Origin of the sequence: Eudoraea sp. (genome assembly GCF_049665975.1) — a bacterium.
Taxonomy (GTDB): Bacteria; Bacteroidota; Bacteroidia; order Flavobacteriales; family Flavobacteriaceae; genus Eudoraea.
Genome location: NZ_JBATGR010000210.1, coordinates 1 through 20,099, shown reverse-complemented (window position 1 = coordinate 20,099; position 20,099 = coordinate 1). Strand labels below are relative to the sequence as shown.

Annotated in this window: 21 protein-coding genes and 1 tRNA gene; 14 read left to right on the top strand and 8 right to left on the bottom strand. The window is 36.1% G+C overall.

What is annotated here, in order from left to right; translation table 11 throughout:
- Positions 1-408: 408 nt before the first annotated feature.
- The 4 genes from WBN20_RS07975 to WBN20_RS07960 all read right to left on the bottom strand — a co-directional run bounded on the left by WBN20_RS07975 (position 409) and on the right by WBN20_RS07960 (position 3,759).
- Positions 409-537 (bottom strand): hypothetical protein, encoded by a 129-nt coding sequence (locus WBN20_RS07975; protein ID WP_348137509.1) that lies wholly within the window; start codon positions 535-537, stop codon positions 409-411.
- Positions 538-669: 132 nt separating this feature from the next.
- Entirely contained in the window at positions 670-2,031 is a 1,362-nt protein-coding gene (locus WBN20_RS07970) for a sugar porter family MFS transporter (RefSeq protein WP_424281306.1), read from the bottom strand.
- A 61-nt stretch (positions 2,032-2,092) separates the two neighbouring features.
- Positions 2,093-2,356, bottom strand: coding sequence for a hypothetical protein (locus WBN20_RS07965; protein WP_424272877.1), 264 nt, complete (start codon positions 2,354-2,356; stop codon positions 2,093-2,095).
- Positions 2,357-2,481: 125 nt separating this feature from the next.
- Positions 2,482-3,759, bottom strand: a complete 1,278-nt coding sequence (locus WBN20_RS07960) for a 3-deoxy-D-manno-octulosonic acid transferase (RefSeq protein ID WP_424281305.1) — start codon at positions 3,757-3,759, stop codon at positions 2,482-2,484.
- A 55-nt stretch (positions 3,760-3,814) separates the two neighbouring features.
- Between WBN20_RS07960 and WBN20_RS07955 the strand changes: the two genes are divergently transcribed.
- The 3 genes from WBN20_RS07955 to WBN20_RS07945 all read left to right on the top strand — a co-directional run bounded on the left by WBN20_RS07955 (position 3,815) and on the right by WBN20_RS07945 (position 6,500).
- The gene (locus WBN20_RS07955; protein ID WP_424281304.1) at positions 3,815-4,966 is read left to right on the top strand and encodes a DegT/DnrJ/EryC1/StrS family aminotransferase; all 1,152 of its coding nucleotides are present in this window, start codon (positions 3,815-3,817) and stop codon (positions 4,964-4,966) included.
- A 60-nt stretch (positions 4,967-5,026) separates the two neighbouring features.
- Positions 5,027-6,043, top strand: coding sequence for a UDP-glucose 4-epimerase GalE (galE, locus tag WBN20_RS07950; protein WP_424281303.1), 1,017 nt, complete (start codon positions 5,027-5,029; stop codon positions 6,041-6,043).
- Positions 6,044-6,149: 106 nt separating this feature from the next.
- Complete coding sequence (locus tag WBN20_RS07945; RefSeq protein WP_424281302.1) at positions 6,150-6,500, top strand: hypothetical protein; 351 nt, start codon at positions 6,150-6,152, stop codon at positions 6,498-6,500.
- Positions 6,501-6,523: 23 nt separating this feature from the next.
- Here WBN20_RS07945 and WBN20_RS07940 read toward each other — a convergent pair whose 3' ends face one another.
- Positions 6,524-7,054 carry an alpha-ketoglutarate decarboxylase gene (locus WBN20_RS07940; RefSeq protein ID WP_424281301.1) on the bottom strand — a complete coding sequence of 177 codons (531 nt, stop codon included), beginning with the start codon at positions 7,052-7,054 and terminating at the stop codon, positions 6,524-6,526.
- A 99-nt stretch (positions 7,055-7,153) separates the two neighbouring features.
- Between WBN20_RS07940 and WBN20_RS07935 the strand changes: the two genes are divergently transcribed.
- The 3 genes from WBN20_RS07935 to odhB are packed head-to-tail and all read left to right on the top strand — an operon-like array spanning position 7,154 to position 12,181.
- The gene (locus tag WBN20_RS07935) at positions 7,154-9,973 is read left to right on the top strand and encodes a 2-oxoglutarate dehydrogenase E1 component (RefSeq protein ID WP_424281300.1); all 2,820 of its coding nucleotides are present in this window, start codon (positions 7,154-7,156) and stop codon (positions 9,971-9,973) included.
- Entirely contained in the window at positions 9,970-10,932 is a 963-nt protein-coding gene (locus WBN20_RS07930) for a peptidoglycan DD-metalloendopeptidase family protein (protein ID WP_424281299.1), read from the top strand. The genes WBN20_RS07935 and WBN20_RS07930 overlap by 4 nt, the downstream gene beginning before the upstream one ends.
- A gap of 25 nt (positions 10,933-10,957) precedes the next feature.
- Positions 10,958-12,181: a 2-oxoglutarate dehydrogenase complex dihydrolipoyllysine-residue succinyltransferase gene (odhB, locus tag WBN20_RS07925; protein ID WP_424281298.1), complete on the top strand. Its 1,224-nt coding sequence runs from the start codon at positions 10,958-10,960 to the stop codon at positions 12,179-12,181.
- A gap of 28 nt (positions 12,182-12,209) precedes the next feature.
- Here odhB and WBN20_RS07920 read toward each other — a convergent pair whose 3' ends face one another.
- Positions 12,210-12,656 carry a retropepsin-like aspartic protease gene (locus WBN20_RS07920; protein WP_424281297.1) on the bottom strand — a complete coding sequence of 149 codons (447 nt, stop codon included), beginning with the start codon at positions 12,654-12,656 and terminating at the stop codon, positions 12,210-12,212.
- A gap of 40 nt (positions 12,657-12,696) precedes the next feature.
- Here WBN20_RS07920 and WBN20_RS07915 point away from each other — a divergent pair, with 40 nt between their 5' ends.
- From WBN20_RS07915 to WBN20_RS07880, 8 genes are all read left to right on the top strand, one after another.
- Complete coding sequence (locus WBN20_RS07915) at positions 12,697-13,464, top strand: TatD family hydrolase (RefSeq protein ID WP_424272867.1); 768 nt, start codon at positions 12,697-12,699, stop codon at positions 13,462-13,464.
- 60 nt (positions 13,465-13,524) lie between these two features.
- Positions 13,525-14,553, top strand: coding sequence for an asparaginase (locus tag WBN20_RS07910; RefSeq protein WP_424275528.1), 1,029 nt, complete (start codon positions 13,525-13,527; stop codon positions 14,551-14,553).
- A gap of 68 nt (positions 14,554-14,621) precedes the next feature.
- Positions 14,622-14,712: transfer RNA gene (locus WBN20_RS07905), tRNA-Ser, on the top strand.
- 188 nt (positions 14,713-14,900) lie between these two features.
- Positions 14,901-15,686 carry a MotA/TolQ/ExbB proton channel family protein gene (locus WBN20_RS07900; protein WP_424275527.1) on the top strand — a complete coding sequence of 262 codons (786 nt, stop codon included), beginning with the start codon at positions 14,901-14,903 and terminating at the stop codon, positions 15,684-15,686.
- A 24-nt stretch (positions 15,687-15,710) separates the two neighbouring features.
- Positions 15,711-16,154 carry a hypothetical protein gene (locus WBN20_RS07895; protein WP_424275526.1) on the top strand — a complete coding sequence of 148 codons (444 nt, stop codon included), beginning with the start codon at positions 15,711-15,713 and terminating at the stop codon, positions 16,152-16,154.
- A 12-nt stretch (positions 16,155-16,166) separates the two neighbouring features.
- The gene (locus WBN20_RS07890; protein ID WP_424281296.1) at positions 16,167-16,775 is read left to right on the top strand and encodes an ExbD/TolR family protein; all 609 of its coding nucleotides are present in this window, start codon (positions 16,167-16,169) and stop codon (positions 16,773-16,775) included.
- Between the two features lie 20 nt (positions 16,776-16,795).
- Entirely contained in the window at positions 16,796-17,278 is a 483-nt protein-coding gene (locus WBN20_RS07885; protein ID WP_424273161.1) for an ExbD/TolR family protein, read from the top strand.
- A 105-nt stretch (positions 17,279-17,383) separates the two neighbouring features.
- Positions 17,384-18,067 (top strand): porin family protein, encoded by a 684-nt coding sequence (locus tag WBN20_RS07880; protein ID WP_424281295.1) that lies wholly within the window; start codon positions 17,384-17,386, stop codon positions 18,065-18,067.
- 2 nt (positions 18,068-18,069) lie between these two features.
- On the opposite strand, the gene WBN20_RS07875 is transcribed toward WBN20_RS07880, so the two are convergent.
- Together WBN20_RS07875 and rpoN are read right to left on the bottom strand one after the other, a co-directional pair.
- Positions 18,070-18,675 carry a hypothetical protein gene (locus WBN20_RS07875; RefSeq protein ID WP_424281294.1) on the bottom strand — a complete coding sequence of 202 codons (606 nt, stop codon included), beginning with the start codon at positions 18,673-18,675 and terminating at the stop codon, positions 18,070-18,072.
- On the bottom strand, positions 18,675-20,099 hold a 1,425-nt coding region (gene rpoN, locus WBN20_RS07870), incomplete at its 5' end, for an RNA polymerase factor sigma-54 (protein ID WP_424281293.1). The genes WBN20_RS07875 and rpoN, both read right to left, overlap by 1 nt.

Sequence of the window (20,099 nt, the reverse complement as noted above, 5' to 3'; positions counted from 1 at the left end):
ATGAACGGAGTGGTTTACATCAAGGCCATGGGCTAATTTAATTGTTCTGGTTTTCTCCAGATTTTTACAACCAAATAGCCCGGAAATTAGTAATAGAAAATATACCAGTGTGCGAAAGCGCATTAAATCTCGTTTTAAATTTTAATTTGCAATATACATAAGTAGACTGTGATAATCCGGAATATATTATTAGGGAAATGAATTGACAAGAATATTTGTTGAAATTTAGATTCCGAAAGGCTTTCAAGAAACTATTACCAGACTTATTATAAACCCCACTTTTTTCAATCTTCAGTTAGACAATGATTGATTGTATTTGAATTAATACAAAATGAGATAAGAAGTATAAATAAGTTATAAGATAAACATTAAAGGGTAAGATTGGGGAAATTTGGATTTGCGTCCTGTTTAAAAGAATCCCAAGCCTGCCAAAATAAGGGTAATTACAACGGCAGCCAGAATTAAGACCAAAACCACTACCATTATGCTAAGGAACCCGTTAAGGAGCTTTGTGCCAAAAGATAATTGATCTTCCATAATTCATATAATTTCCTACAATGTACATATTTATGACAATAAAATTACATTTGAGATACCATAATTCGACTAAAAGTCAATCAGAATAGGACTTTTTGAGATGTAATACCTGAATTTTCGGTAAAGGGCATTTTACTTTTTACGCGAAATTTTATCCGGACTTAATTTTTTCCCCAGTTCTTCCAGTGAAATTCCCTTGGTTTCAGGCATCATAAATAATACGAATAACAATTGTAATATCATCATAAAAGCAAAAAACAGAAAGATTGGCCATGGGTTGTCCTTAAAGACACCATCATTTGCATCAAGGAATATAGGGGTAAGCAGAGTGATTAAAGCCGCAAATACCCAATGTGTACCAGTACCCCATGATTGACCAAATGCTCTGACTTTATTTGGAAAAATCTCGGAAATAAAAACCCAAATGACAGCGCCTTGTCCAATGGCATGTGAAGCGATAAAAATGAGAATGAAGACAAGAAGAATTGTTGAACTGGCTCCGCTATAAAAACACCAGCCAACCATTGCAAGACTTATGATATAACCAACAGACCCTATTTTCATCAATTCTTTTCTTCCCACTTTATCAATTAATCGTATTCCAACAAGGGTAAAAATTAAATTGACAACTCCTATGGAAATAGAACTGAATAAAGATTCTCTGGCAGCCAAACCTGCTCTTTCCAAAATCTCCGGCGCGTAGTAAAGAACAAAATTAATTCCGGATAGCTGGTTAAAGAATGCAAGTAAAAAGGCAAGAATAAGTGGCTTTTTGTATTTGCTTGTAAATAACTTTTCTTTTTTATCTGAAACATTAAAAGAATTCTTTATCTCCTCGAGTTTTACCTCCGCATGTTCTTTATTTGAAAGATATTCCAATACTTTTAATGCGCCCGTATCATCCTGTTTTTTTATCACTAACCAGCGTGGGCTGTTCGGTATTTTTAGAACCATTAAACTGTATATTAAAGCAGGAATAGCTTCTACACCAAGCATCCAGCGCCAATCATTAGCTCCATCAAAACCTTTAAATAAATAATTAGAAATAAAAGCGATAAAAATACCAAAGACAATATTAAATTGATATAAGGCTACCAACTGGCCCCGGTTTTTAGATGATGAAATCTCTGAAATATAAATTGGAGCTGCGACAGAGGAAGCGCCTACCCCAAGACCACCGATAAATCTGAAGAAAGAAAACATATAGGGATCAACAGCCATAGCAGATCCCATGGCCGAGACAAAATATAAAACACCAATCCAGAATAATGTTTTCTTTCTACCAAAAAGATCACATGGGATACCGCCGAAAAGAGAACCTATTACCGTGCCCCATAAAGCCATGGACATTATGAAAGTGCCATGGAACCACGGTGATGTGTTCCACAATTCTTTAATTGGTAAATTGGCACCACTTATTACTACGGTATCAAAGCCAAATAAAAAACCTGCCAGCGCGGCGGTTAATGAAATTCTGAAAATCCTTTTGTCCATGGTTTGCTGGTTTTGGTAAATCTAGCAAAAAAAGGAAAAGAAAATAAATTTGAACCAGAAGTCAGGCAGTCTTAGGTTTCAAAGAATCCAAAATACTTGATTTTTTCTTTTTTTCAATTGCGCGGTCCAGTTGTTCTTTTGTTGGCTTTATAGAACCTGGTTTTGTTTTTAAATCCCGCTCATTCTTAATGTTGTTATTAGGTAGAGAATCTGTAGTAGAATTTTGTTTTGTGTTGGGATCATTAACTTCTTTTGCGCTCTCCTTGCATGAAATAGTGCAAAACAAAAGACATAACAATAAGGTATGAAAAGGGGCAAATTTCATCAGTCTTATTTTTGGATTAATTACGAAAGAAATGCCAGTTTATAATTAATTGGTTTTTCCTTTGAACCAGTTCTCCATTGACCGGATGATCTTATTTTGGTTTTCATCCGAAATACAATGTATAGCTATATTAATGTACGGATATGATTCATTACTTGGATGCTTGCCCCCTTGTTTTTATTAATGTAGGAAATATTTATACTACCAGCCGTAAGGCGCAAATTCGAATCCAGAAATAGTTTATCTGCCAGTTTGGTAAACTCGGCTTTATCACCCACAGGAAAGACGCCATTTAGCTTAACTAATTCTTCAGCTTCCTTAAATCCTTCATAATTAGGCCCAATAATTACCGGAATCCCAAATACTGCGGGTTCCAGAGTGTTATGAAGTCCACCTTTTAAGAATGCTCCTCCTACATAGGCTATATCGGCATAACTATAAATTTTTGTCAATAGTCCAATGCTATCTACGATTAAAACTTGTGGCTCTCCTGAAAAATTTCCTGAAGATTCTGACAACAAAAGGCTATGCTTTTTAATACTCTGCCGCAGACGTTCTATATCCTTTGGGGTAATTCTATGTGGTGCAATTACATACTTCATTTGATGCGAAGAGGCATTGATATAATCAACCAAAATTTCTTCATCTTCAGACCATGTACTACCCATTACAAAACAGGGATAATTTTGCGTCAAATTATCCATAAATTCCAGTGAATTATTTTTTTGCAGGATTTCAGAAACTCGATCAAATCTTGTATCACCACTTATCGTGGTATTATCCATCCCAATGGAATTCAATAATTTTAGGGATTCCGAATCCTGAATAAAAAAATGAGAAAATTTTTTCAATGCATTTCTCATAAATCCTCCATACCATTTGAAATAGATCTGATCACTTTTGAAAATTGCAGAAATAAGAAGTATTGGAATACCACTTTTATGAAGTTCATTGAGCATATTAGGCCATATTTCATATTTTATAAAAATAGCGATCTTTGGCTGCAGGAGTTTGACAAATCTCTTAGCATTATTCATTGTATCCAGAGGAAGGTAGGTAACCAAATCGGCCTCGGTAGAATGCTTCACAACTTCATAACCCGATGGAGAAAAAAAGGAAACTACAATTTTGAAAGTGGGATATTCTGCTTTTAATTTTTCTACAATAGGCAAGCCTTGTTCATACTCGCCAAGTGAAGCCGCGTGTATCCAAATGGTGGAATCTTTTTCTGTAATATGCTTTTTTAGTTCAGTAAAAACATTCTTTCTTCCATTTATAAAAAGCTTGACTTTGGCACTGAAAAAAGCAATTACAGGTAAAAAGAACGAGCTAATATATATTGCTAAATTATAGAGGATATACACGTACTGAGAATTTGTAGCTAAAATACGCTTCTTTGTCAAATTTCATTGGTAGCGGTTCCTTATTTTTGTATTATTGCTCACTTAATAAACTCTTATGAAAAAGCTACAAATGGTAGATCTGGTTGGACAGTACCAGGGGATTAAAAAGCAGGTAGATGAGTCCATAGCTCAGATATTAAATTCTGCAGCTTTTATAAATGGCCCTGAAGTGCATGCGTTTCAAAAAGATCTGGAAGATTATTTGCAGGTGAAACATGTAATTCCTTGTGCTAATGGTACAGATGCCCTGCAAATTGCAATGATGGGTCTTGGGCTTGAACCTGGTGATGAGGTAATTACAGCAGACTTTACCTTTGCGGCTACGGTTGAAGTAATAGCCTTATTAGGGCTAACACCAGTATTGGTAGATGTTGAACCCGACACCTTCAATATTGACCCGATTGCAATTGAAAAGGCGATAACTTCTAAAACCAAGGCCATTGTTCCTGTTCATCTTTTTGGGCAGTGTGCAAATATGGATGCCATTATGGATATTGCAGAAAAAAACGGGATTTTTGTTATAGAGGATAATGCCCAGGCGATAGGAGCCAATTATACTTTTAAGAACGGAAAAAAGAAAAAAGCCGGGGCTATAGGACATGTTGCCTCTACCTCATTTTTTCCATCCAAAAATTTGGGTTGCTATGGAGATGGGGGAGCAATATTTACGGATAATGACGAACTCGCTCATACCCTTAGAGGAATTGTAAATCACGGAATGTATACCCGCTACCATCATGATGTCATTGGAGTGAATTCCAGGTTAGATACAATCCAGGCAGCTGTTTTAAGAGCAAAACTGCCAAATCTTGACACTTATTGTAACCGGCGAAGAGAAGCTGCCCGTAAATATATGAACAGGTTCCAGGGACAAGATTTTATAATTTTACCTAAAACAGGGAATAATTGCTCAGGAATCTGCGAAAACTGCGATTGCCATGTATTTCATCAATTCACAATTCGAATTATGAATGGTAAAAGGGATGAGTTGGCTGAACATTTGGCTGAAAAGAACATCCCTTTTGGAATTTATTACCCTATTCCATTGCACAAACAGAAGGCGTATATAGATAAACGTTATAAAGAATCTGATTTTCCCGTGACCAATGAACTCGTTAAAGAGGTTTTATCCTTGCCTATGCATACCGAATTGGAGGATGACCAAATCTCATTTATTGCCGATACCGTAATTCAATTCTTAAAATAATAATTATATATTAATGTATTTACAGCAAATTGGCCATCCCTCTAAACTAAAATTATTCATATGAAAATTCTTGTAACAGGCGGACTTGGATTTATTGGTTCACATACCGTAGTGGAGTTACAAAATTCTGGCTATGAAGTTGTTATTATTGACGATTGCTCTAATTCATCAGAGAAGGTTTTGGATGGTATTTTTGCAATTTCGAAAAAAATGCCTGTCTTTGAGAAAATTAATTTAAGGGAGAAAGAAAAGGTTCATGATTTTTTCAAAAGGCATACCGATATTAAAGGAACTATACATTTTGCCGCATCTAAGGCGGTTGGAGAAAGTGTAGAAAAACCATTATTATATTACGAAAACAATATAAATACCCTTATATATCTGCTTCAGGAAATAACGGCAAATAAAAAGCAGAGTTTTATTTTTAGTTCCTCTTGCACTGTTTATGGACAAGCAGACCAAATGCCCATTACGGAAGATGCTCCTGTGAAAAAGGCTGAATCACCTTACGGTAACACAAAACAGATTGGAGAAGAAATAATTAGTGATACATGTAGGGTAGATCCGGAACTTCAGGCTATCTCATTAAGATATTTTAATCCTATGGGTGCCCATCCCAGCGCGGAGATAGGAGAATTACCTATTGGTGTTCCACAAAATTTGGTTCCCTTTATTACACAAACAGGGGTTGGATTAAGAGATCAACTCTCTGTTTTTGGCGATGATTATCCAACACCGGATGGCACCTGCATTAGAGATTATATTCATGTGGTTGATTTAGCTAAGGCACATGTGGTGGCTTTAGAGCGACTTTTGGCCGGTAAGAATCCACAGAATTACGAAGTTTTTAATGTAGGTACAGGCGAAGGCAGCTCAGTCTTAGAAGTTATCTCTAGTTTTGAACGGATTTCAGGAAAGAAACTTAATTATTCTATTGTAGAAAGACGATCTGGCGATATAATTACTGCCTATGCAGATACTAAAAAGGCAAATGAAATTTTAGGTTGGAAAGCAGGTTCTACTTTAGACCAGGCAATGAAATCTGCATGGGATTGGGAGCGAAAAATAAGAAAATAATTCTTAATAATTCACTGGTTAAAATAGATTAAATCTTTTTCTTAGCACCCATAAATGGAGTTGTTTATTCTGATAATTGGATTTAAAAAAAGAGGTTTATTTTTTTATGATACCAGAGTTCAAAGAAAGTGAAGAACTTATAAAATATGCACAATCGCATCAACTTTATAAGGACCTTTTATTGCAATTAAAAAAAGATTTTAGTCTGGCTAATTTGACTATTGATTTGCCCCCTGATACTGATCCGGAAGAACTCAAATATTTGCTTCAAAAAAATATTCAATTTCTTATTGAGGAAAAATTTTCAGATTTTTTGAATCTTCTTTACATTGTCGATTTACCTGAAACAACGGCGGGGAAAATTACAACACTCCATGAACAGAATATTAGCGTTCATTATACCTTTCTCATATTAAAAAGAGTATGGCAAAAAGTATGGTTTAGAAAGCAATACTAATAGAGGAAACAGAGAATGCTATTTTAAAAATACATTCTTATAAAAGGGACCCAGGGATCGGCATAAATACTTCTGTCATTATGCAATACGTCATATTGTATGCCAAAAGTAACATTCCTGGTACTGTATCCTATTCCCATAAAAAGCGCTGTGGTCCAGTAATTTTCGTCCACTAACAGGGAAGCGGAACTATAATTTGTGCTAACCCTTAGCGGTTGAAGTACAGCTGATAATTGAATGGCGGGGATTGGATTAAAAAAATTCAAGATACTTCCTCCGTATGCCGTAAATTCAGAATCTCCGAATTTTGAATATTCAAAATTCAAAGATACACCGGTGGCAAACTTCTCACTTACCTGATAAATAGCACTTGGAGCAACTGCAATGCTAAAGCTGTTGCTTCCAAAACCAAAGCCTAAAGCACCTCCGTATCGGACATTTCTCCAAAACTCACTTTGTGGTTTTCGTTGCTGTGCTGAGCAGCTTAACCCCATAATGGAGAATGCTACTATTAGAACAAAGTATTTATATCGGGATAAAAGTTTCAAGACCATAAACTATGATTTTCAATTAATACACTACTATATAATCTCTTAAACTATTAATTATTGTATTTTTGATCTAATTTTTTACAAAATATTGAATTGGCGTTCATGGATAAATATTCCTTTTTAAATACAGCGCATACGTCTTTCTTTGCAGAATTATATGACAGGTATCTGACAAATCCGGACAGCGTAGAACCTAGTTGGCGTGCTTTTTTCCAGGGATTTGATTTCGGAATGGAAAGTGCCCTGGATGAAATGGACATAGGGGGTCAAAATGGATCATCTGTGTTTGTTGATGGGAAATCAGTAGTAATTCCTGAAACTTTGTTCAAAGAATTTCAGGTGGTGAAATTAATTGATGCCTACCGCAGCAGAGGCCATTTGTTTACCAAAACAAATCCTGTTAGAGAAAGAAGAAAATATTCTCCTACACTTGAAATAGAAAATTTTGGATTATCTCAACTCGACTTAAACACGGTATTTAATGCAGGTGAAGTAATTGGGCTGGGTCCAAGAGAACTTAGAGATATCATTAGCCATTTGCAACGCATATATTGTGATGCCATAGGGGTAGAGTATATGTATATAAGAAAGCCCGAACGTGTTCAATGGATTCAAGAGTGGCTGAATGTAAATGACAATCACCCGAACTTCAACCAAAACCGAAAGAAACATATACTTCGAAAACTTAATCAGGCTGTGTCTTTTGAGGCATTTTTGCATACGAAATATGTGGGTCAGAAAAGATTTTCATTGGAAGGAAATGAATCACTTATCCCGGCAATTGATGCTATTGTTGAAAGAGCGGCAGAAATGGGTGTAAAGCAATTTGTCATGGGTATGGCCCATAGGGGAAGACTTAATGTATTGACTAATATTTTCGGAAAATCTGCCAAAGATATTTTTAGTGAGTTTGATGGCAAGGACTATGAAGAGGAAATTTTTGACGGAGATGTAAAATATCATTTAGGATGGACCTCTGAACGTAAGGCTGATAATGGCAATAAAATTAACATGAATATTGCTCCTAACCCTTCCCATCTGGAAACCGTAGGTGCTGTGGTGGAAGGTATTAGCCGGGCCAAACAAGACACACATTATCCGGAAAATTTTTCTAAAGTTTTACCTATTGTAGTTCACGGTGATGCGGCAATTGCCGGACAGGGAATAGCTTATGAAATAGTGCAGATGGCACAATTAGACGGTTATAAAACCAATGGTACGATTCATATTGTTGTTAACAATCAAATTGGTTTTACCACTAACTATCTCGATGGGAGATCTTCCACATATTGCACTGATGTTGGCAAAGTTACATTAAGTCCTGTGTTGCATGTGAATGCGGATGATGTTGAGGCAGTAGTCCATGCATCCCTGTTTGCTTTAGAATACAGAATGCGTTTTAAAAGCGATGTTTTCCTTGACTTATTAGGGTACAGAAAGTATGGACATAATGAAGGAGATGAACCACGTTTTACACAACCTAAATTGTATAAGGCTATTGCCAAACATAAGAATCCGAGAGAGATATATTCCGAAAAATTAATTGCACTGGGTATTATTGATAAAGATTTTGTAAAAGAGTTAGAGCAGGAGTATAAAGCCAGTTTAGAAGAAGAATTAGAAGATTCAAGAAAAGAAGATAAAACCATTATTACTCCTTTTATGGCAGATGAGTGGAGTGGTTTTCAAAATGTCCGTGAATGGGAAATGTTGGATGCCGTGGACACTTCATATGATAAGACAAAATTAACTGAAATTGCAAAGACTATTACTCAACTACCGAAGGATAAGAAGTTTTTGCGTAAAGTTGAAAAACTGGTAGGGGATCGCAAAAAAATGTTCTTCGAAACAGATAAACTGGATTGGGCAATGGGTGAACTACTCGCTTACGGAACCCTCTTAGAAGAAGGTTTTGATGTTCGTATGTCTGGACAGGATGTAGAAAGAGGAACTTTTTCACACCGTCACGCGGTGATGAAGGTGGAGGAAAGTGAAGAAGAAATAATGTTATTAAACAATCTGAATGATAATCAGGGAAGGTTTCAGATTTATAATTCGCTTTTATCAGAATACGGAGTAGTAGGTTTTGATTACGGATATGCCATGGCCAGTCCAAATACTTTAACTATTTGGGAAGCGCAGTTTGGTGATTTTAGCAACGGAGCACAGATTATGATAGATCAGTATATATCTGCTGCAGAAGATAAATGGAAATTACAGAACGGACTAGTAATGCTCTTACCCCACGGATATGAAGGTCAGGGGGCAGAGCACTCATCGGCAAGAATGGAAAGGTATCTTCAATTATGTGCAAGAGACAATATGTATGTCGCAGATTGTACTACTCCAGCAAACATATTTCATTTGCTAAGGAGGCAAATGAAGGCCAATTTCAGAAAACCCCTGATTGTATTTACACCTAAAAGTTTGTTGCGTCACCCAAAAGCGGTTTCTGGTGTTGAAGAATTTTCCAGCGGCAGTTTTCAGGAAGTAATTGATGATGCCAACGCTGAAATTGATAAGGTTAGAAGCCTGGTTTTTTGTTCCGGAAAATTCTATTATGACTTACTGGCATTTAAAGATGAAAATAAACGAGATGATGTTGCTTTGGTGCGAGTTGAGCAATTGTTTCCTGTTCCTGAACAAAAAATGACTGCTATTATAAATAAGTATAAAAAGGCCGATGATTGGGTTTGGGCACAAGAAGAGCCTCGGAATATGGGAGCATGGAGCCATATGTTTACTCATTATGGTGAGACTCAAAAGTTTCGTGTAGCATCAAGACGTTTTTATGCATCCCCTGCAGCGGGTAGTGCTGTTCGTTCTAAATTAAGACAGCAGCAGATTATTGATTATGTCTTTGATAAAACCAAAGACAATATGACCAGGCGGGTTGTCAAAAATGAATATAAAAAAGAATGAGACCTGTACTACTCTTATTAATATTCTTTTCTCTTAGCTCATTCTCCCAGAATGAGCAACCTAACTATGAAAGGTTTGTATCAGTATTTACCGAGCGTTTTAACAGTGGAGATTACGATGGCATTTACGATTTGTATGATGCAGGCATGAAAAATACATATACAAATATCGAAACCAGAAATTTTTTTGAGAATAATATAAATCGCTTGACAGGTGAAATTAAATCCATGCAGTTTTATACACTGCAAGAAGGAGCTCATGTGTATAGAGTTGTTTTTGACAAATCGGTAGCAGATTTGACCGTAACCTTATCCCCTCAGAATAAGATAAATGGTTTGTTAATCTCCAAGCCAAAATCGTTAGGGATCCCAATATTGGAAAGGAATATAACATTCATGAGTTTACCTTTTAATGGGGAATGGTTTGTATATTGGGGCGGAGTGACGGAAGCGGACAATTATCATGTGAGAGAAGTTACACAGCAATATGCCTATGACATTTTGAAGGTGGAAAATGGTACTTCTTATGATGCCGATCCATTACTTAATGAAAGCTATTTTGCTTTCGGAGAGGATATCATAGCTCCTTGCGATGCCAGGGTAGTTAAAGTTATTGATGGTGTCCCTGATAATATTCCGGGAGAAACCAATGAGCAGCAGCTTACAGGAAATACCATAGTTTTAAGGACTGATAGAGATGAGTATGTGCTTCTGGCCCATTTAATGAAAGGTTCTATTTTTGTTGAGGAAGGGCAGGACATAAGGAAAGGTGAAATCCTTGCGAAATGTGGTAACTCCGGAAATTCAACGGAAGCTCACTTGCATATAAGCTTGCAAAATGCCCCAGATATGGAAGATTCTATAGGGGCCAAGTTATTTTTTGACCGTATAGAGGTCAACGGAGAGATTAGATTGGATTATCTTCCGGTAAAAGAAGATTTTATTAGTAATAGTAATTAAAGAAACCATTATAAAAGTGTAAGGCATGATTTTAGAAATGAAAGTTCCATCTCCGGGTGAATCCATTACTGAAGTTGAAATAGCAGAATGGCTGGTTAGTGATGGAGATTATGTAGAGAAGGACCAGGCAATTGCTGAGGTAGATTCGGATAAAGCGACTTTGGAATTACCGGCTGAAGAGAGCGGTATAATTACCTTGAAAGCGGAAGAAGGAGACGCTGTAGCCGTTGGAGAAGTTGTCTGTCTTATTGATACAAGCGCCGAAAGACCAAAAGATGGTGCTTTAATAACCGAGGAAAAAAAGGAAGATAAAACTGAGGTTATTGTTAATCAGGAAGAACCTGCCAAGAAAGAAGTTTCAAAGGAATCCTATGCCAAGGGCGTGCCTTCACCAGCTGCCAGAAAAATACTCGATGAGAAAGGTATAGATCCCGCAAGATTAGACGGAACGGGCAAAGAAGGTAGAATTACAAAGGAAGACGCAGTGAAATCTGTACCTTCAATGGGCAGTCCTACCGGTGGTAGTCGTGGCGAACACAGGTCTAAACTTTCAATGCTCAGGCGTAAAGTGGCAGAGCGCCTGGTAGCTGCAAAAAACGAAACGGCCATGCTTACTACTTTTAATGAAGTAGATATGTCGGCAGTTTTTGCCTTGAGAAAACAATACAAAGAGATTTTTAAGGACAAATATGATGTAAGTCTTGGTTTCATGTCATTTTTTACCAAAGCCGTGATAAGAGCTTTGGAGATGTTCCCATCTGTAAACTCCATGATTGATGGTAAAGAGATGCTTTCTTTTGATTTTTGCGATATAAGCATTGCCGTTTCCGGGCCAAAGGGTCTTATGGTGCCTGTTATAAGAAATGCCGAAAACCTTACTTTTAGAGGCATAGAAGCAGAGGTGAAACGCCTTGCAATAAGAGCTCGTGAAGGACAGATTACTGTAGATGAAATGACAGGAGGAACTTTTACAATATCTAATGGCGGGGTTTTTGGCTCAATGTTATCAACACCAATAATAAATCCACCACAAAGCGGAATTCTTGGGATGCATAATATAGTAGAACGGCCGGTGGTTAAGGAAGGAGCAATAGTTATCGCACCAATAATGTATGTTGCACTATCTTATGATCATAGAATCATTGATGGTAAAGAATCTGTGGGATTTCTGGTTGCCGTAAAAGAGGCTTTGGAAAACCCAGTGGAATTATTGATGGAAGGATCCCCGGAAAAAGCGCTTGAGTTGTAGATGAATTTCGAGTAGAATGTCACAAAGGTTATTTTTTATTTTTCAAAAATAAATTCCCGGAAGCATAATCAATCACAGCCTTACATTTTATTAGAATATCTGCCCCTATAATTCCGTCAACCGGAAGACACTTATGTGCTTTAAGGGCTTCATTTACATGAACCAGGTCAAAAACAACTATCTTTTGCTTTTGCTTTATCCAGCTGCCAATTTCAATTTTATTTTTTGTTGAAACAAGGGTTTCCATATCGGTAGCACCAGCACCGGCCGCTTTGATTTTAGAATCTTTTGAAACAAGTTTAAAATAACTGGCTTTATCAACTCCCACACAGGTATTAGATGCGCCCGTATCTAAAATAAAACGTCCGCTAATTCCATTAATACTGGCATTAACCTCTAAATGATTGGTGCCGCTTATAATCAGGGGAATTATAGAATATCCTTTATTCTTTAAAACTTTTTTCAGATTGCGCATCTAATGTTTTTTTTGACAAAGATAATTCTATTTTTGCTCCATGATCATTACAGACACACACACTCACTTATATAGTGAAGCCTTTGATGAGGATAGAGATAGGGTTATACAAAATGCACTCGACCATGGAATTGAACGTTTTTTCATTCCATCTATTGATTCTTCATATACCAAATCAATGTTGGATCTTGAAATGCAATACCCCAAAAACATGTTTCTAATGATGGGGTTACACCCAACTCATGTAAAGGAGAATTATAAAGAAGAGCTCAGGCATGTTGAACTTATGTTGTCAAAAAGACATTTCTATGCTATAGGCGAGATAGGAATAGATCTGTATTGGGATAAGACTTATTTAAGGGAACAGCAGGAGGCATTTAAATTCCAAATACACCTGGCGAAAAAGTATGGCTTACCTATAGTAATTCATTGCAGAGATTCGTTCAACGAAATTTTTGAAGTGCTAGAAGAGGAAAAAGCAGAAGAACTTTTTGGAATATTTCATTGTTTTACCGGTACTGAAGAGCAAGCCAAAAGGGCTATAGGTTTTAATATGAAACTGGGTATAGGGGGGGTAGTTACCTTTAAAAATGGAAAAATCGATGCGTTTTTAAATAAGATTGACTTGACTCATATTGTATTGGAAACAGATAGTCCTTATTTAGCCCCTGTCCCCTATAGGGGTAAACGCAATGAAAGTGTATATTTACTGCAGGTATTAAAAAAACTCTCGCTGATCTATGGTCTGGATGAAAAGGTAATTGCAAATATTACAACACAGAATTCTAAAGAGGTTTTTGGGGTTTAGTAGTTTTTACTTTTAAAGCATATATTCCAGAATAATATATAACCAAAATCATTTTTCTATATGAGCAAAAAAGTAAACGTTTTACTCATCTATACTGGAGGCACCATAGGTATGGTCAAAGACTACTCTTCAGAAACCTTAAGAGCTTTTGATTTTAATAAGCTAGTAAGTAATATCCCGGAATTAAGTCAGTTGGAGTGTAAAATTGATAGTATATCATTTAAAAAACCATTAGACTCTTCCAATATGAACCCTTCGCATTGGGTTTCCATAGCTACTATAATTGAGAAACATTACGATAAATATGACGGCTTTGTTGTACTTCAGGGAAGTGATACCATGAGTTATTCTTCATCTGCTTTAAGTTATATGCTCGAAAACCTTTCTAAACCTGTAATTTTTACCGGTTCTCAATTACCTATTGGAGATTTGCGTACAGATGCCAAGGAAAATCTAATCACTTCTATTCAAATAGCTGCTTTGCAAGAAAATAACCAAGCGGTAATACAGGAGGTATGTCTGTATTTTGAATACAAATTATATCGTGCGAACAGAACTACCAAAATTAATGCCGAGCACTTTGAGGCATTCACATCATTAAATTACCCTGCTCTGGTAGAATCAGGTGTTCATTTAAAAATTAATAAAAATTATCTTTTAAAAAACCAAAAAAGGAAAAAGTTAACAGTTCATAAAGTAATGGACACCAATGTTGCAATTTTTAAACTTTTTCCAGGTTTTAGCCGGGAATTGCTACAGGCAATATTGAACATACCAAACTTAAAAGCACTGGTTTTTGAGACATATGGTGCAGGCAATGCACCTACAGATGATTGGTTGTTGTCAGATCTGGGGGAAGCAATTAAAAATGGTTTGCAGATTGTCAATGTTACACAGTGTTCAGGAGGGTCGGTAATTATGGGCAGATATAGCACGAGTGAAGAGCTTAAGAGGTTACAACTTATTGATGGAGGTGATATTACCACCGAAGCGGCAATTACAAAACTTATGTATCTATTAGGAAGCGGTGTTTCAAATAAATCCTTTAGGACAATTTTTGAAACTTCACTACGGGGAGAATTGACCTAAAATTAAGTGGTTAAAGTTTTTTAAACCAATTTTTTTTTGTTAATTGCTCGCCCTATAATTTATAGTATAGAGAGGTGGCCGAGTGGTCGAAGGCGCACGCCTGGAAAGTGTGTATACACCAAAAGTGTATCGAGGGTTCGAATCCCTTCCTCTCTGCCATAAACAAGAAATTAGTATTTTACTTCTGGCTTGTAATGAAATTAAATACAACTTTTTTGTTCCTTATAAGTAGGATTTACCAAAGTCAATCGCATTGGCCTTCTAACTAGTATGAACTTTTAATTTTTTAATTGTATTTTTTTTTTATCTTTAACCCTATTAACTAACTAAATTTAAGTTTGAAAGAAATGAAAAGATTATTCTCGATCCTGGCAATGGCTGGGTTATTTGTTCTAAGCACAAATACGGTAAGCGCGAAAGCGAACGCAATAGTTTCTAATTTTTCTGCAACTGTGGCCACAGCTACAATAATGCTTCAGGATGAAGCAGCGGATGAATCATCAAAAGGTTTTACCCAAGTATTAAAAGAGCAGTTTATTCAAGGTGGAGCTGGTTTTATGGGTATTGTTCTTTTATGTTTAATTTTAGGTTTGGCTGTTGCCATTGAAAGAATCATTTATTTGAATATGGCAAGCACCAATACTACAAAATTGAAACAACAAGTAGAAGATGCTCTTGCATCCGGAGGTATTGAAGCTGCAAAAGAGGTATGCAGAAATACAAAAGGGCCTGTAGCATCAATTTATTACCAGGGCTTAGATAGAGCTGGTGAGAGCATTGAATCAGCTGAAAAGGCAGTTGTTGCTTACGGAGGTGTTCAAATGGGACAATTAGAGAAAAATGTTTCCTGGTTATCCTTATTTATTGCTATTGCACCTATGTTAGGATTCATGGGAACGGTAATTGGTATGATCCAGGCCTTCCAAAAGATTAGTGCTGTTGGTAACCTTAGTGCCTCCTTAATTGCAGGGGATATTCAGGTTGCTTTATTAACTACAGTTTTTGGTCTTATAACGGCTATTATTCTTCAGATTTTCTATAATTATATTATTGCTAAAATAGATAGTATCGTAAATGATATGGAAGATTCATCGATCAGTTTGATCGATATGCTGGTAGACCATAAAAAATAAATCGCTCACTTAATAATAAATATTATGAATAAAATTATTAAAATAGTATTGGTTGTTTTAGGAGCGTTATCGGCGATACTTTGGTATCAGCTGCCAGGAAGAGATGTTCCTGCCTCTGAAGCTGTAGAGAGTGGAGCTATGAATTTTATGTTCATAATTACCTACCTTCTATTGGGATTTGCAGTAGTCGTAAGTCTTGTTTTTACACTTAAGAATTTATTTGCAAATCCGAAAAGCCTGAAAAAGACCCTTATGGTTATTGGTGGGTTTATTGTGGTTGTTCTAATTTCTTATGTTCTTGCGAGTGGCACTGATGTAAGTATTGAAGAAATGGCCGGCAGGGGTATTGAAACTTCGGAAACTACGATAAGAAGAATTGGGACTGGTCTCAATATGTTTTTTCTCCTTGTACTAATAGCAATTGCAGCGATGGTCATGGGTGCATTTAAGAACATGTCGAACAAATAAAAACTATAAACTATGCCTAGAAGAGGAGGACCACCAGAAGTTAATGCAGGATCTATGGCAGACATTGCCTTTTTGCTGCTTATATTTTTCTTAGTTACAACGACTATTGAAACAGATGCAGGTTTAGATAGAATGCTTCCACCGATGGAGCCGCCAGACACGGACGTTGTTATTAAGCAAAAGAATATTTTTACGGTTAATATCAACAAAAATGGGCAGTTGCTGGTTGAGGAAGAACTGCTTGATCTTAAACAGCTTAGAGGGAAAGCTATCGCATTTCTGGATAATGGAGGTGATGGTAGTTGCAATTACTGTAAGGGTAAAAAGGATGCGAGTTCTTCAGATAATCCGACGAAAGCAATTATATCTCTGAAAAATGATCGCGAGACCAAGTATGGTACCTACATAACGGTGCAAAATGAATTGGTAGGAGCTTACAATGATCTTCGAAATAGAGAAGCCCAGCGTCTTTATGGAAGAAATTTTACGGAAATGGAATCTGAATTTCTTAATCCCGAAACACCAGCGAGTACCAGAGATGATTTAAAAGTAAAGGTGCAGAAAGTACAGGAAATCTTTCCTCAAAAATTATCCGAGGCAGAAACATCAACTAGTAATTAACCTGGAGTTAAGTTATAATTATGGCAAAATTTAATAAGAAAAAAGATGGGGATCTACCCGCGGTATCAACGGCTTCCTTGCCTGATATTGTTTTTATGCTATTGTTCTTTTTTATGACTGTAACCGTAATGAAAGATAGCTCGTTAATGGTTCAGAATACCTTACCAAATGCTAGTGAGGTAAAGAAGTTGGAAAAAAAGGATAGAGTATTGTACATCTATGTGGGTAAACCCACCCGGGAATATCAGAAGGTTTTTGGTACTGAACCAAAAATACAACTGAATGATAAATTTGCAAATGTTTCAGAGGTTGGAGATTTTATTTTGCAGGAAAGAGCTAAAAAGTCACAGGAACTGCAAAATGTTCTGACTACTGCTCTTAAAGTGGATAAAGATGCCAATATGGGTCTTATAGCAGATATTAAACAAGAGTTGCGAAAAGTAAACGCTCTAAAGGTTAATTATACTACCTATGAGGGTGATGCTTTTAGAAATTTGCAGTAAAGAATTAACTTATACACTTATATAATTGTAAAAGCGCTTCAAAATATATTTTGAAGCGCTTTTTTTATACTCTTGGTTTCGTTTATTATTTACCTTTAAAATTCTATGAAACGCTATACACTATTTTTTATTTTAGGTTTCTCGATAAATCTATTTGCACAGGTGAATACTGAAGCCGAAGATCTTAAATATCTGGAGGATCAATTTTATCTCGGGATAACGTATAACTTTATACTGAATAAACCTGATGGAGTTACTCAGGGTAATTTTTCTTACGGATTAAAAGGTGGATTTATCAAGGATATTCCCTTAAACAGCCGAAGGAACTTTGGAATAGGTATAGGTCTTGGATATGCATATAACAACTATTATACGAACTTGTTTGTTAATGAAACTGAGAATGGTCTCGAATATATTGTACTTGATTCTGATGTTTCTTATAAGCGCAATAAATTAGATACTCATGTTATAGAAATGCCCATAGAATTCAGATGGCGTACATCCACACCAAGTAATTACAAATTTTGGCGAATTTATGCGGGAATGAAATTGGGCTATGTAGTAGGTAGCAGATCCAAGTTTGTCTCTGATTCAGCAAAGATATCTTTTAACAACTCCGATATAAGTAATTTCAGATATGGTGTTATGCTTAATTTTGGTTATAGTACTTTCAATGTGCATGCTTATTATGCATTAAGTAATTTGTTTAACGATGATGTAACTACTATTGAGGGAGATTCAATTGAATTTAGACCTTTAAGAATTGGAATTATCTTTTATATACTATAAAGTTATAGCCAGAATTTGATAGTCAATAATTGAGACCCAAATCCAATTATAAAACCTATTAAGACTTCAGCTCTGCTATGCCTGTTTAGATAGAGTCTTGCGGTAGCTAAGATTCCCGTTAATAGGGTAAAAAGGCTTATGGCAATAATTATATTAACTTCAAAATGAATACTCAGTGCGATTAAAAACATAAGATAGCTACCCATCCCTGCCATATGTAAACTGGTTTTAAATTTAAAAAAAGTCAAAAAAAGACAGGCCATAGTAGCGCTTAGTAATCCAATAAAGAAAAAATTCAATTCGAGGGTATAATTATTAGGGATTACCTTTATGATTATCATCAGGAGTAAGGCAATTTGAATAATCAATGGATATTTTCGTTCGTTTATGCCCGGTAAAAAAATTGAACGAACAACTCCCAGGTTTTTCAATATCAGAAAACTAATAATGGGAATAATGACCGTAAGTATGAAAATGGGCAATACGTTACCGCTTTGAAGTTCAAGTGGGCTGTATTTCGGAGTTATGACAAAATAAGTAATAGTCCCCGCTATTGGCACAAAAATAGGATGGAATAAATGAGAAATTATTTTGAAAAACAATTTCATTAAATCTGCTTTCTAAGACGCGCGACCGGTATACCCAGTTGTTCTCTGTACTTGGCTACAGTGCGCCTTGCAATTGGATATCCTTTATCTTTTAGTATGGCAGCCAATTTATCATCTGTGAGAGGTTTTTTCTTCTCTTCTTCTCTTATTACAGTTTTCAATATACTTTTGATTTCCCTGGTAGAGACATCTTCCCCTTCTTCATTCTTCATTGATTCGGAGAAATATACTTTAATTAATTTGGTGCCATAGGGAGTATCAACATATTTACTATTAGCAACCCTTGACACTGTAGACACATCCATATGAATAGCATCTGCAATATCTTTTAAGATCATAGGTCGTAATTTACGTTCATCACCACTAAGAAAGTACTCTTTTTGATATTGCATTATTGCATTCATAGTGATATAGAGCGTCTGTTGCCGCTGTTTTATGGCATCTATAAACCACTTTGCAGAATCCAACTTCTGTTTGATGAACATTACAGCATCTTTTTGTGATTTGGACTTATCCTTTGCACTCTTATAGCCAGCTAGCATATTACTGTATTCATTCGAAATATGAAGTTCAGGAGCATTTCTTCCATTTAAGGTCAATTCCAGTTCTCCATCCAAAATCTTAATAGAAAAATCTGGAACAATATGTTCAATAACTTTACTACTTCCCGCGTAAGATCCACCTGGTTTTGGATTTAATTTTTCGATTTCTAATACAGCTTCTTTAAGCTCATCTTCGTTTATATCGTATTTCTGAAGCAGTTTGTTGTAGTGTTTTTTGGTAAATTGCTCGAAGGACTTATCCAGAATGTTAATAGCTAATTCAATATTTGATGTTCTTTCTTTACGTTTAAGTTGAAGAATGAGACACTCATCCAAGGTTCTTGCAGCAACACCAGGAGGATCCAATTCCTGGACAATTTTTAAAACTCTTTCAATATCCCTCTCTTCGCAATGGATGTTTTGGGTAAATGCCAAATCATCTGCAATATCAGCTAAAGGTCTTCGTATATAACCGCTCTCATCAACACTACCAACCAAAAATTCAGCAATAGCCCATTCCAGATCATCGAGATATACTGTATTTAATTGGTTAATTAGGTATTGATTGAACGAGATACCGGCGGCATAAGGAATACTCTTTTCATCATCATCGGGGCTGTAATTATTGGCCCTCGTACGATAATCAGGCACTTCGTCATCACTTAAATAGTCATCAATATTAATATCTTCTGCTGCTATATTTTCACTATCTGATTCTCCTTCATAGTCTTCATTAAAATCATCGTCTAATGAACTTTTTTCTTCTTTGCCACTTTCTAAGGCCGGATTTTCCTCAAGTTCCTGATTTATTCGCTGTTCAAATGCCTGCGTAGGAAGCTGAATTAACTTCATCAACTGAATTTGCTGAGGAGATAGCTTTTG

Bases quoted from the DNA above. Each gene is read 5' to 3' on its own strand.
- WBN20_RS07975 (WP_348137509.1), bottom strand. From the start codon at position 537: ATGGAAGATCAATTATCTTTTGGCACAAAGCTCCTTAACGGGTTCCTT.
- WBN20_RS07970 (WP_424281306.1), bottom strand. From the start codon at position 2,031: ATGGACAAAAGGATTTTCAGAATTTCATTAACCGCCGCGCTGGCAGGT.
- WBN20_RS07965 (WP_424272877.1), bottom strand. From the start codon at position 2,356: ATGAAATTTGCCCCTTTTCATACCTTATTGTTATGTCTTTTGTTTTGC.
- WBN20_RS07955 (WP_424281304.1), top strand. From the start codon at position 3,815: ATGAAAAAGCTACAAATGGTAGATCTGGTTGGACAGTACCAGGGGATT.
- galE (WP_424281303.1), top strand. From the start codon at position 5,027: ATGAAAATTCTTGTAACAGGCGGACTTGGATTTATTGGTTCACATACC.
- WBN20_RS07945 (WP_424281302.1), top strand. From the start codon at position 6,150: ATGATACCAGAGTTCAAAGAAAGTGAAGAACTTATAAAATATGCACAA.
- WBN20_RS07940 (WP_424281301.1), bottom strand. From the start codon at position 7,054: ATGGTCTTGAAACTTTTATCCCGATATAAATACTTTGTTCTAATAGTA.
- WBN20_RS07935 (WP_424281300.1), top strand. From the start codon at position 7,154: ATGGATAAATATTCCTTTTTAAATACAGCGCATACGTCTTTCTTTGCA.
- WBN20_RS07930 (WP_424281299.1), top strand. From the start codon at position 9,970: ATGAGACCTGTACTACTCTTATTAATATTCTTTTCTCTTAGCTCATTC.
- odhB (WP_424281298.1), top strand. From the start codon at position 10,958: ATGATTTTAGAAATGAAAGTTCCATCTCCGGGTGAATCCATTACTGAA.
- WBN20_RS07920 (WP_424281297.1), bottom strand. From the start codon at position 12,656: ATGCGCAATCTGAAAAAAGTTTTAAAGAATAAAGGATATTCTATAATT.
- WBN20_RS07915 (WP_424272867.1), top strand. From the start codon at position 12,697: ATGATCATTACAGACACACACACTCACTTATATAGTGAAGCCTTTGAT.
- WBN20_RS07910 (WP_424275528.1), top strand. From the start codon at position 13,525: ATGAGCAAAAAAGTAAACGTTTTACTCATCTATACTGGAGGCACCATA.
- WBN20_RS07900 (WP_424275527.1), top strand. From the start codon at position 14,901: ATGAAAAGATTATTCTCGATCCTGGCAATGGCTGGGTTATTTGTTCTA.
- WBN20_RS07895 (WP_424275526.1), top strand. From the start codon at position 15,711: ATGAATAAAATTATTAAAATAGTATTGGTTGTTTTAGGAGCGTTATCG.
- WBN20_RS07890 (WP_424281296.1), top strand. From the start codon at position 16,167: ATGCCTAGAAGAGGAGGACCACCAGAAGTTAATGCAGGATCTATGGCA.
- WBN20_RS07885 (WP_424273161.1), top strand. From the start codon at position 16,796: ATGGCAAAATTTAATAAGAAAAAAGATGGGGATCTACCCGCGGTATCA.
- WBN20_RS07880 (WP_424281295.1), top strand. From the start codon at position 17,384: ATGAAACGCTATACACTATTTTTTATTTTAGGTTTCTCGATAAATCTA.
- WBN20_RS07875 (WP_424281294.1), bottom strand. From the start codon at position 18,675: ATGAAATTGTTTTTCAAAATAATTTCTCATTTATTCCATCCTATTTTT.